The organism is Marivita cryptomonadis (assembly GCF_002115725.1).
GTDB lineage: Bacteria > Pseudomonadota > Alphaproteobacteria > Rhodobacterales > Rhodobacteraceae > Marivita > Marivita cryptomonadis.
Genome location: NZ_JFKD01000009.1, coordinates 165,030 through 176,189, shown reverse-complemented (window position 1 = coordinate 176,189; position 11,160 = coordinate 165,030). Strand labels below are relative to the sequence as shown.

The 11,160-nt window shown below is 56.2% G+C and carries 11 protein-coding genes; 8 read left to right on the top strand and 3 right to left on the bottom strand.

The genetic code is table 11. The annotated features are described in order from the left end of the window. Positions 1–262 precede the first annotated feature (262 nt). Positions 263–1,225, bottom strand: a complete 963-nt coding sequence (locus MCRY_RS12085) for a LysR family transcriptional regulator (RefSeq protein WP_085630180.1) — start codon at positions 1,223–1,225, stop codon at positions 263–265. Positions 1,226–1,360: 135 nt separating this feature from the next. Between MCRY_RS12085 and MCRY_RS12080 the strand changes: the two genes are divergently transcribed. The 8 genes from MCRY_RS12080 (at position 1,361) to MCRY_RS12045 (ending at position 8,162) form a co-directional block, all read left to right on the top strand. Further along, the gene (locus MCRY_RS12080) at positions 1,361–2,140 is read left to right on the top strand and encodes a transporter substrate-binding domain-containing protein (RefSeq protein WP_138488138.1); all 780 of its coding nucleotides are present in this window, start codon (positions 1,361–1,363) and stop codon (positions 2,138–2,140) included. 133 nt (positions 2,141–2,273) lie between these two features. Continuing rightward, positions 2,274–2,921: an amino acid ABC transporter permease gene (locus tag MCRY_RS12075; protein WP_085630178.1), complete on the top strand. Its 648-nt coding sequence runs from the start codon at positions 2,274–2,276 to the stop codon at positions 2,919–2,921. A 17-nt stretch (positions 2,922–2,938) separates the two neighbouring features. After that, the gene (locus MCRY_RS12070) at positions 2,939–3,595 is read left to right on the top strand and encodes an amino acid ABC transporter permease (protein WP_085630176.1); all 657 of its coding nucleotides are present in this window, start codon (positions 2,939–2,941) and stop codon (positions 3,593–3,595) included. A 16-nt stretch (positions 3,596–3,611) separates the two neighbouring features. Continuing rightward, positions 3,612–4,382, top strand: a complete 771-nt coding sequence (locus tag MCRY_RS12065) for an amino acid ABC transporter ATP-binding protein (RefSeq protein WP_085630174.1) — start codon at positions 3,612–3,614, stop codon at positions 4,380–4,382. Then, positions 4,379–5,731, top strand: coding sequence for an aminotransferase family protein (locus MCRY_RS12060; protein ID WP_085630172.1), 1,353 nt, complete (start codon positions 4,379–4,381; stop codon positions 5,729–5,731). The genes MCRY_RS12065 and MCRY_RS12060 overlap by 4 nt, the downstream gene beginning before the upstream one ends. A 12-nt stretch (positions 5,732–5,743) precedes the next feature. Continuing rightward, complete coding sequence (gene kce, locus MCRY_RS12055; RefSeq protein ID WP_085630170.1) at positions 5,744–6,670, top strand: 3,5-dioxohexanoate:acetyl-CoA acetone transferase; 927 nt, start codon at positions 5,744–5,746, stop codon at positions 6,668–6,670. Positions 6,671–6,718: 48 nt separating this feature from the next. Further along, on the top strand, positions 6,719–7,168 hold the full coding sequence (locus MCRY_RS12050) for a GNAT family N-acetyltransferase (protein WP_085630168.1): 450 nt from the start codon (positions 6,719–6,721) through the stop codon (positions 7,166–7,168). After that, positions 7,152–8,162, top strand: a complete 1,011-nt coding sequence (locus MCRY_RS12045; RefSeq protein WP_085630164.1) for a histone deacetylase family protein — start codon at positions 7,152–7,154, stop codon at positions 8,160–8,162. Before MCRY_RS12050 ends, MCRY_RS12045 begins: the two co-directional genes overlap by 17 nt. A gap of 127 nt (positions 8,163–8,289) precedes the next feature. Here MCRY_RS12045 and MCRY_RS12040 read toward each other — a convergent pair whose 3' ends face one another. Next, complete coding sequence (locus MCRY_RS12040; protein WP_244897907.1) at positions 8,290–9,753, bottom strand: fused MFS/spermidine synthase; 1,464 nt, start codon at positions 9,751–9,753, stop codon at positions 8,290–8,292. Between the two features lie 393 nt (positions 9,754–10,146). After that, positions 10,147–11,007: a MurR/RpiR family transcriptional regulator gene (locus MCRY_RS12035; RefSeq protein ID WP_085630162.1), complete on the bottom strand. Its 861-nt coding sequence runs from the start codon at positions 11,005–11,007 to the stop codon at positions 10,147–10,149. Between the last annotated feature and the right edge of the window lie 153 nt (positions 11,008–11,160).

Below are 11,160 nucleotides of genomic sequence, written 5' to 3'. Positions count from 1 at the left end.
GGAAACAGCTTAATCAGGCCTTTTTACGAAGGCCTCTCTTGGCCAAACATCAATAGGTTGGCCTATAATCTCTATTTTTACACCGAAGATGTCGGGAGTTCGAGTTTCTCATCACCCACCATTCCAAGCCCTTGATACTTAACAAAACCCTTGTGATTTCGTGGTGGTACTGGTTGCCTGCATTTGGACCTGTTTGCAGCCTTGTTATGATAGCTCAGGGGCATCGCCGGTCGCTGATCACAGCGGACCTGTCGACCGAAGGTCACTGCCCTCCGTAGGTTCGTTCTTCTAGAGGCACAGTATCTAGCTCGGACCGGATGGCTGAAAGAAGTGCTTTTTCAGCGTCGGTATGCCGTCGCGCCGGGTTGTTGAGCAGGTAGATGCTGACCTCAGGAAGATTTTTATAGGGTGGAAGCTGCCTGAGATTTCCGGCCTCTACGTCTTTGCGAGCGACATGAACCGGCAGAGCGCCAAGGCCTATATTTGCAATGATCATACGCCGCATTTCGTTCAGGCTGGATGACACGCCGCGCCATTCGCGTGACAGTTTCAGTCGCGCACGCAATTTGGATATTTCCTCCAGTGGACCGCCGACATCCTCGGTTTGAAACGCGACAAAGGGCTCGCCCTCGAGGTCGCTTTGGGAAACGGTCTCGGTGTGAAACAGGCGGTGCCTTGGTCCACAATACAGGCCGAAATATTCCTTGTACAAAACGCTGTGTTCCAACTGTTTGGGAAGGGACGACAGCAGGCAAATTCCCAAACTGGCTCTGTTGAGGGCGACCATATTCTCTACGTCTTCGCTTTCGAAGACTGAAAAAGCGTAAGTCACGCTGGGATGCGCCTGTGAGAAACGGCTCAGCACGTCATCGAAATGATAACAGTCAACCGAGCTTGTGATGGCGATGGAGATATGACCACGAAGTTCAGCAACCTCTTCCTCCAAAATGGCTGGGAGCTGTGACACTGCACCGAAAATCGTGGCGCTTTCGGTATAGAGGGCATGACCGGCGCGTGTGACGGAAAACTCGTTTGGTTTTCGCACAATCAGTTGCTTTCCAACTGTCTCTTCCAAACGCTTGAGCGCAGCGGAGACAGTCGGCTGCTTCAGCCCGAGGACTGCGGCTGACTTTGATATCCCTCTTTGTTCTACGATCACCATAAAGGTGCGCAGAAGGTTCCAATCGAGATTCCAGGGAAAGCGTCGGGTGTGATGTGGCTGCATAGATTTTATTTATATTGATGATCCTTATTATTTATTTGCGCAATACAGGCTTGCATGCAAGCTTTTGATCAAACGGTTAGACCCGTCGGACACGTTTGACTGCCCAAAAACTTAATAATCAACATGGAGATAAACATGATCTTTCGCCGTGCCACCTTGAAGCTTGCAATCTTAGCCGCCGCCGGTTTTGCCGCGTTTGGACCTGGCGCTGTTGCCGCAGAGGAACTTGAGACTCTCAAGGAAAAGGGCGTGATCCGCATTGCCATGTCGGGTGCATACCCTCCGTTCAACTTTGTGAACGATCAGAATGAGGTTGTTGGTTTCGACCCGGCTATCGGGACCGAGATTGCAAAGCGGATGGGGATGGAAGCCGAGATCGTCACCACTGCGTGGGATGGGATCATTGGTGGGCTGTTGGCGAACAAATACGACGCCATCGTTGGCTCTATGACCATTACGGAAGAGCGTGATGAGGTTGTGGATTTCGTCGGTCCCTACTACTCGGACAAGCGCGCGATTTTCACGCAGCCCGGATCCGACATCAAAAGCCTTGATGACCTTGAAGGCGTGAAGGTTGGTCTCACGCTGGGCGAAACTCACGAAGGATGGGCACGTGAGAGGGGCTACAGCATCAATACTTACAAAGGATTGCCCGAACTGCTGCTCGAGCTTGAAAACGGGCGCGTTGATGCCATCGTGAATGATTCCATTGCCGCAATTCTTGCGATGGGTGAAAAAGGGCAGGGCTTCGAGATGTTTGCCGATCCGACGACCGAACCGTTCGGGGCAGGAATCGCGATCCGTGAAGGCAATCCCGAATTGTCTGCGGCCATGCAGGCGGCGCTGGATTCGATGATGGAAGACGGCACCTATCTTGAGATCGCCAACGAATGGATTGGCGCAGACATCCGCTGATCTGTCATGCTCTCTCTGCACGAGGGTGCGGAGAGAGCATTTTCACCTACGACCGGGTATTCGTGCAGATGGCGCTGCCGTTTCTACGAGAATGAAGATGCGGCCCATGCCGCCGTAATACGAGGGGCGTTGGATGGACATCGACCTGATGCTGCGGGTCTATCCGTTCTTTCTGGAAGCTGCGTGGATAACGATCCTGCTGTCGGTGCTCACGGCACTGCTGGGTTTGACCTTTGGTGCCTTGGGGGCTGCAGCGCGATTGTCGCGTTTTACCAGCTTGCGTTTGCTGGGGGCCACATATGTCAGCATCTTCCGCGGCACACCGGCGCTTATTCAACTGTTCATCCTCTACTTCGGTGGCCCGCAGGTGGGTATCCAGCTTGATGCGTTCGAGGCAGGCGTGATCGGTCTTGGAATCAATGCAGGCGCATATATGACGGAAACAATCCGTGGCGCGATTATCTCGATCGACAAAGGCCAACGCGAGGCCGCACGCACGCTTGGGCTGAGCCAGTTGCAGGCGTTCTACAAGGTGACCTTGCCGCAGGCAGCACGGTTGATGGTGCGACCTCTTGGGGTGAACCTGAATATGCTGATCAAGGCCACCGCGCTTGTGGCAGCGATTTCGGTGGTGGAGCTCACCTACACTGCGCAGCGCTACATTGGATCGACCTACAAGCCGTTCGAAATGTTTCTGCTCGCGGGCGTACTTTACATGATCATCATCTATGTGACTGGCCGTGGTGTTGCTTGGCTGGACCGAAGGGTGCGCATCACATGAGCGGGAAAGGCTGAAACATGGGGCTCGATTTCACCGTCATACCCAAATACTTGGATGTTGTCTTACTTGGATGTCTTTGGACGATTGCCATTACGGTCGCGGCTGCGCTGGTCAGCTTTTTCGGGGGCATCCTGCTGGCGGTGGTTGCGCTTTATGCGCCTGCAGTGATCCGTTTGCCGTTCCGGGCGTTCGAGTTCGTCTTCATGGGCACGCCGCTGCTTTTGCAGCTTTTCCTGATTTACTTCGGGCTTGTGCAGATTGGGATCGACCTGCCGGCATTCGTGGCGGGTGTGATCGGACTTGGCCTGCATTTCGCCGTTTACAATTCGGAACTGATCCAGACTGCGATCATCTCGGTTGACCGGGGCCAGATGGAGGCTGCGCGGACGCTAGGTTTGAGCCGCACTCAGGCCCTGCGCAAAGTGGTCGTTCCCCAAGCTGTTCGTGCTGTGATCCCGCCTATTGGCAACAACATGATCGCACTGTTGAAAGACAGTGCGCTGGTCTCTGTGATCGGGGTGAGCGAGCTGACGCTGTCCGCCCAGAGGGCGATTGGCGCGACCTACCGGCCTTTCGAGTTCTACCTGCTGGCGGCGGCTTTCTACTATGTGATCAACCTTGCCATGGAATGGGTGCAGCGCCGGATCGAGCGCCGTATCGCCATTTCGCGTTGACCTGAGGAGACGAAAGATGACCGAAAGCACAGATTTCGTTCAAATCCGCCACGCTCAGAAGTCGTTTGGCACGCTGGAGGTGTTGAAGGATATCAGCCTGAACGTTGCGCGCGGGCAGATCGTGGCGATCATTGGCCCCTCTGGTTCTGGCAAATCCACACTCTTGCGCGCGATAAACGACCTTGATGCGCTCACAGGAGGGGAGGTCTGGCTTGATGGGGTGCAGGTCAACAAACAGCTTCCTCACCGGCAGTATGAAAAACACATCAACGAAATGCGCCAGCAGATCGGCATGGTGTTTCAGCATTTCAACCTTTTCCCGCATATGACGGCCCGCGAGAATGTCACCATGGCACCGAAGATGCTCAAGGGACTGTCGGCTGAAGAGGCTGACGCCCTTGCAAAAGAGCAGCTTGATAAGGTCGGGATGCTTGAGCGGATCGACTACTATCCCTCGCAGCTTTCGGGCGGGCAGAAGCAGCGGGTCGCCATTGCCCGCGCCCTTGCGATGAATCCGAAACTCATGCTGTTCGACGAAGCCACGTCTGCACTTGATCCTGAGTTGGTGAGTGAAGTGAACCAAGTGATGAAAAAGCTCGCTGAAGAGCACATGACGATGATTATCGTTACCCACGAGATGGATTTCGCGGCCTCTGTTTGCGACCGTGTTCTGTTCATGGATCAGGGCGTGGTGGTCGAAGAAGGCCCACCAGAACAGGTATTTGGAAACCCGCAGAAAGCCCGTACGCGGGCCTTTTTGCGGAAAGAACTGGACAACCCGGAATGACAAACGACACACCATATCTGTTCTATCAATCGCGCAATCCGCGTCCGTTTCTGGACCACGGCGAGGGAATCTACCTCTTCGATGAAAGCGGCAAGCGCTATATTGATGGCTCCTCTGGCGCGATGGTGTCGAATATCGGCCATTCTAACCCGCGTGTTCTCGCCAAGATGAAGGCGCAGATGGACAAAGCGACCTTCGGCTACAGGCTGCATTTCCGTACGCATCCCTCTGAAGACCTTGCTGCGAAAACCGTGGCCATGTGCCCCAAGGGTTTGGACAGGGTCTTTTTCGTCTCCGGTGGCTCGGAAGCTGTCGAAAGTGCGGTGAAGCTTGCACGCCAATATGCATTGGCGACGGGGCAAGGTGGGCGCTACAAGGTCATCTCTCGGTTTCCATCCTATCATGGATGCACCTTTGGTGCGCTTGATCTGACCGGCTATGAACCGCTCCGCGCGCCGTTTGCCCCCATGATGGAGGGTATGCCCAAGATCACTGCACCAACCACCTATCTCGACCGGGACAATCTGACCGAAGACGAGCGCGGGATCAGGTATGCGGAGCTTTTGCGCGAACGGATCGAAGAGGCGGGCCCGGATACGGTTCTGGCCTTTCTGATGGAGCCCGTGGGCGGGGCGTCCACTGGCGCGCTTGTCGCACCCGACAGTTATTACCAGCGCACACGCGAGATTTGCGACGAATACGGCGTGCTGCTCATTTATGATGAGGTCATGACGGGCGCAGGCCGAACAGGGACGTTCCTTGCCGCAGAACACTGGGGCATTACTCCTGATATTGTGGCGCTTTCCAAGGGGTTTGGCGCGGGTTACGCACCCTTGGGGGCGATCGTTGCATCTTCACGTCTGGTTGAGCCCGTACTTGATGCGGGCGGCTTTCAGCACGGATTTACCTACGCGGGCAACCCTTTGGCCTGCGCTGCCGGACTAGCGGTTCTGGAGGAGTTGGAAGACCAGAACATCATCGAAAATGCCGCGTTGATGGGGGCACTTCTCAAACGGCGGCTCGAAGATCTGATGGCGCACTTTCCATTCATTGGTGACGTGCGGGGGAAGGGCTTGTTGCTTGCGTTCGAACTGGTTGCAGATCGCGGAACCATGCGACCTCTGGCCAAAGAACTGAATGCTTACACACGGCTTGTCGAGATCGCCTATGATCTGGGTCTTATCATCTATTCGCGCCGCACGCGGGGCGGGCTCGAGGGCGATCATTTCCTGATCTGCCCGCCGCTGATCATAACCGAGCCGCAGATTGATGAGTTGATGGAATTGCTCGAGGCCAGTCTTACGCGCTTGGCGGACGAGATCATGCCAGCAGCGTCCGAGTTCGTTTAAGGAGGTCGCTGGATGTCAAAGATCATCGTCACCTGTGCGATCACGGGCTCTATACACACGCCGTCGATGTCGCCGTATCTGCCGGTCACAGCGGATCAAATCACCTCTCAGGCGGTCGACGCCGCAGAGGCAGGCGCAGCTATTCTTCATTTGCATGCCCGCGACCCGGACACCGGCAAACCTTCTGCGTCACCCGAGCATTTTGCCGCGTTCCTCCCACGGATCAAACAGGCATCTGGGGCCGTGCTCAACATTTCGACCGGCGGTAGCGCGGTCATGAGCTTGGAGGAACGGCTGGCTCCAGCGATGGCCACAGAACCCGAGATGTGTTCGCTCAACATGGGCACCATGAATTTCGCTCTTTACCAAGCGGTTGCGCGGGTCACAGACTGGAAACACGACTGGGAAAAGCCCTTTCTCGAAGACACCGATGATCTGGTGTTCAAGAACACACCCCGCGATATCGCGGCAATCCTGCGCCAGATCGGTCAGGCCCGAGGTGCGCGGTTCGAATTCGAATGCTATGATGTCGGTCACCTTTACATGCTGCGCCACTTTGCAGATCGAGGTCTTGTCGAACCACCATTCTTCATTCAGTTCGTATTCGGAGTTCTTGGCGGCATCGGTGCCGACCCTGAAAATCTTATTCATATGAAGACGATCGCAGATAAGCTTTTTGGCGAAGACTATTTGTTTTCTGTGCTTGCGGCCGGTCGCCATCAAATCCCGTTCACGACTATGGCCGCTGCCATGGGGGGGCATGTGCGCGTCGGGCTCGAAGACAACTTGATGATCTCAAGAGGCAAGCTTGCCGAACGCAATGCGGATCAAGTTGCCAAGATCAGACGTATCGTCGAAGAGATGGGCCGCGATCCTGCGACACCTGATGAAGTCCGTGTCATGCTGGGCCTCAAAGGTGCGGATCAGACGGTGATGTGACAGGTGGAGCCGGTCAAGTTCAGATCCCCCAAGGAAAGCGACCTCGGTATGCTGGGTACAGCCCTTGCGTGCCTGTCGCATGATCTTGGCGATCCGTATCATGCAACTGAACTAAATTTGGCGCAGGCGCTTTGGGGGGCCTGTCCATCAGCGTGGGCGCGACTGGCGCACAGGTCGTCGAAATTGGCTGGAGTGGTTCTGTTTTCGCCCGTCTATTCGACGACACAGGGCGGAGCAGGGGTCTACGTGTCGGACCTTTGGGTGGATGCTGAGGAACGTGGTCATGGGCTGGGGCAGGCTTTGCTTCGCGAGGTGGCGCATAGCGGCAATGAGCTCTGGTCGGCGCAGTTCATGCGCTTGGCTGTATACAACGACAATGCGCGCGCGTCTGCGCTATACCAGAAACTTGGCTTTGCGCGTGCGGCCGGGCAATCAACACTGGCTTTGACGGGGCCTAGGTTTCAAGCATTGAGGGGACAAGATGAAAGCCATTCTTGACGATCGTCAGCGAAAACACGACCCTCAGAATTTTATGGCGAACGGTGTCATCTCGCGTAGCCCCGAACAGCCCGCACGCATTGATGTGCTGAAATCGGGTGCGCAAGCTGCAGGCTATGCTTTCGCAGAGCCGAAAGACGCGGGACTTGGTCCGATTGCGGCCATTCATACAGCAGAATACCTCAGCTTTTTGAAAACCATCCACGCCCGTTGGACGCGCATCGACGGGGCGGCACCAGAGGTGATCCCAAATATCCATCCAGCTAACCGCACAGACAGCTATCCCAAATCGGCGATTGGACAGGCAGGATATCATCAGGCCGATACGGCTTGCCCGATTTCCGAACATACTTGGCTTTCGGCATATTGGTCCGCCCAAACGGCGATAACGGGGGCAGACCTTGTATCAGGCGGCGAAAACAACATCTACGCGCTATGCCGACCACCGGGCCACCACGCCTTCACCGACCTTGCAGGGGGCTTTTGCTTTTTGAACAACGCGGCAATCGCCGCAGAGCGGCTTCGCCAGAAGGGGCATCGTCCTGCCATCCTTGACGTCGACGTGCATCACGGAAATGGCACCCAAGGCATTTTCTATCGCAGGGGCGATGTGCTGACCGTCTCGATCCATGCCGATCCAGCCAGATTCTACCCATTTTTCTGGGGGCACGCCCATGAGCGAGGAGAGGGCGAAGGTCTTGGCGCGAATTTCAACCTGCCGCTGCAACGTGGAACAGGCGATGACGACTACATCAAGGCGTTGGACATCGCACTTGCGCGGGTGGCGGATTTTGGGGCGGACATTCTGGTGGTGGCACTCGGACTCGATGCCTCAATCGATGACCCTTTCCAAGGGCTTGCCATCACGTATGAAGGTTTTCGGCGCATTGGAGACAGGCTGAGGAATACAGGGCTATTGCTCTTGCTGGTTCAGGAAGGGGGCTATCTGTCCGAAACTCTCGGCGACAATCTCAATGCTCTCTTGAAGGCCTGATTGATATCTGTCGGGTCTGTCGGGATGTGATGTCGATTTCGGTTCTTTGGACTATCTTGTTTTTGCGGGCGTCATCTAGAGGGTCTCAGTCCAGCGCCGGGAAACCCAAATTCCGGCAAAACTGGCGCTATCTGTGCCCAACCCAGCCGCGGTCATCAGTGAACGGGCGGGCGTCGGAGATTCCCGTGGGTTCATAATCCTGAGGCAAGCTGGCCAGAGCTGTCAAAGGTTCATGAGACGCTGCAAAAAGAATGTTTCGGCGGCCCATGTCATTCAACTCGCCCTGAACAATCTCGATATTCGGATAAAGCTCCTTCAGGATTGCGTTGACGCCGCGGGCCAATTGGCCGTCCGGTACATCGATCAGATTGACGTAGACCGGACCATCGACAATGTCGCGAAGGCGCGTGAAGGTTTCCAATGTCACCAAATGCGCCGGGACAGACCGAGATGAAAATGCGTCCATAACGGCGGCATCAAAGCGCTGAGGGGTTTCGTTCAGGTATACCCGTCCGTCGGCATGCACGATCCCAAGTCGACCTTTATCCTCTGCAGTCTTGTTTGATGGGTCATAACCGGTTTGCGCGATCATATCCCCTGCGCGCGGCAGGTTGGCCTTGGCCACCTCGGTGACCAGCGGGTCGATCTCGATGGCGATTGCATGTGCGTCTGGCCGTGATGCCAAAAGCTGCGTCGGCAGTGTGTAGCCACCGCCACCCACAAATATTACCGAAGGTTCCGGACCAAGGTCGCGATCCATGCGGGACCAAAGCCAATCGGTGTATGGCAAGGCAAGGTCCATTGTGGTCGTTTTGGCGTCTGCCGAATTGGTCTTTTCGGCTGCCTGTAGTGTTCCGTCCGAGATAAGCTGTCGCTCACGCCCATTTTCAACGACATACAGGCAGGATAGGCCGGATTCGTATTGACAGGCAGGGCTTCCCGCCAGCCCGGCAAAGGCAACAAAGGCCGCAGCTGCGACGGTGATCCCGGGGTTCCCGGACGCGCCCCCTTTGACAAATGGCAGGCAAAGAAGTGCAGCCGCGCCGCAAGCCGCAAAGGTGGCCGTGGAGCCGATCAGCGGCAAAGTGACAAACCCTGCCAGAATAGCCCCGAAAATAGCCCCAACAGAGCCCGCCGCCAAGACGATGCCCAGCGAAGACCCTTCGCGTCCTGGGCGCGCCTCGATTGCGATTTTGGCCAGCAACGGCGATGGCAGGGTCACGCAGACCGAAGCGGGAAAGAACACCCAGAACACGGTGAACATCATGCCGAACGTGCCGCGCGCGCCGGAAGCATAGAACAGACCAAGGAGTGTGGGTGAGACGGCCATCAAAACAGCCGTCGCAACAAGCGCGCTGCGGACGTTGCGCAAGGCCACGTCGCGCGGGCGTTCCGCAATAAACCCACCCAGCGCGCTGCCTAACGAAAATCCGGCAAGCACCGTCGCGATCACGACGGTCCAGGTGAGAAGCGATGTCCCGAAAAATGGCGCAAGCACGCGGCCCGCTGCAATCTCGTAGGTCAGCCCGACGGCCGACAACATGAGAATGAGCACGATGGTGACTGAAAACTGAATAGTGACCTCCCACACGTCGGGTTCCGGGTCAGCGATAAAGCTCGCTGCTCCATGGGCATTGGACCTAGCAGGCTTTCCAGAGAAGTCATGGCTTGCAGTGTCGGTGAAACAGACGTGGTTTCTGGATGCCGTGCCACCTTTTTGGACACTGTGCCTGCCAGCGACATCTGGAAATTGAGGCGGGGTAGACGGCCAAAGACGGTGGGTTCGCCGAACCTTCGAAAAAACAGTGAAAAACGCTCGATTGCGCCACTTCCGGTATCAACGCTATTGCGAGTACTCCCGAACCGCAAAGCACCACGATGGCAAGGTCGGGGATTTCCTGAATTTAGATATCCTTACCCATCGCGGCGGGCTGATCCTGCATTAGAACACGCACTGCAAATGACGCACAAGCTGACTGTGCGGTCAGTCGTATTCGCCCAAGCGCTCGTTAAGTTCATCAACACGGCGCAGGCGCGTGCGGCCATTGGCGCCTGATTTCAACGTCGTTCGAACCACGATCTGGTGGCACAGGGCCAGCACGGCGGCATGGTTGAACTGCGGGGTGGCGGTGCTGATCCGGCAGCGGAAATGCCAGTCAAGGCTTGGATCCGGTTCCATACTGTCGTCTGAAATCACAGCGCGCGCTGCGCCGATTGTGCCGATTTCGCGCAATAGGACTTCAAGTCCGCTCATTCTGCGGCGCAGGGCGACAACAAGGACTAGGTCGTCTGCTGTCATCGCAGCCAAGTGCTCGCCCATGGATTCACCGTCTTTGGGAATGACGGCGGCGTCTGGGACAACCTTGACCAATTGCCAGCGCAGATAGGTTGCAAAAGAATGGCTGATGCGTTGGCCGATGATCCAGACTTTCCGGGCAGACAGCATCTTTTCTGCCAGCCTATCAAGGTCATCCGGGGTGATCCTCTGAAAGGTCCACGCCAGGTTTTCCATTTCTTCGCGCATCCCGAAGCCCAGCACGTCTTCCATCGCGCCCGGTTCGGCGTGACCGATGTATAGGCGAGAGCCGGAGCTTGCTTCGTCACGCACGGCACGGCGCGCGGCGTCATAGCTGTCATAGCCGATCTTGCGGATGAACCGCGACACCGTTGCTTTGGACACATCCGACAGCCGCGCCAATTCCTGCGCGTCGTAGCTTGCCATATCGCCCGGAAAATCCAGAAGGAACGTCCCAAGACGCCGTTCAGCAGGTTGCAAGTCTGCCAAGGCCGTCCGAATGCGGTCGAGAAAGCGGGGGGAGGACTCTGTCTGTAACTGTGATTTCATGAGGTCAGTTTGCCGATAATCCTAGTGGTGACAAGAAATGAGACCGATTTCTTTGCTCTAAAAAGCATGTCCCGATTCGTCTTGTTCTGACTGGATGTCCCAGGTGAAACGCAGGTTTCACGACTCTTTGTGGGGTGAATGATGAGCAGGTCC

Bases quoted from the DNA above. Each gene is read 5' to 3' on its own strand.
- MCRY_RS12085 (WP_085630180.1), bottom strand. From the start codon at position 1,225: ATGCAGCCACATCACACCCGACGCTTTCCCTGGAATCTCGATTGGAAC.
- MCRY_RS12080 (WP_138488138.1), top strand. From the start codon at position 1,361: ATGATCTTTCGCCGTGCCACCTTGAAGCTTGCAATCTTAGCCGCCGCC.
- MCRY_RS12075 (WP_085630178.1), top strand. From the start codon at position 2,274: ATGGACATCGACCTGATGCTGCGGGTCTATCCGTTCTTTCTGGAAGCT.
- MCRY_RS12070 (WP_085630176.1), top strand. From the start codon at position 2,939: ATGGGGCTCGATTTCACCGTCATACCCAAATACTTGGATGTTGTCTTA.
- MCRY_RS12065 (WP_085630174.1), top strand. From the start codon at position 3,612: ATGACCGAAAGCACAGATTTCGTTCAAATCCGCCACGCTCAGAAGTCG.
- MCRY_RS12060 (WP_085630172.1), top strand. From the start codon at position 4,379: ATGACAAACGACACACCATATCTGTTCTATCAATCGCGCAATCCGCGT.
- kce (WP_085630170.1), top strand. From the start codon at position 5,744: ATGTCAAAGATCATCGTCACCTGTGCGATCACGGGCTCTATACACACG.
- MCRY_RS12050 (WP_085630168.1), top strand. From the start codon at position 6,719: ATGCTGGGTACAGCCCTTGCGTGCCTGTCGCATGATCTTGGCGATCCG.
- MCRY_RS12045 (WP_085630164.1), top strand. From the start codon at position 7,152: ATGAAAGCCATTCTTGACGATCGTCAGCGAAAACACGACCCTCAGAAT.
- MCRY_RS12035 (WP_085630162.1), bottom strand. From the start codon at position 11,007: ATGAAATCACAGTTACAGACAGAGTCCTCCCCCCGCTTTCTCGACCGC.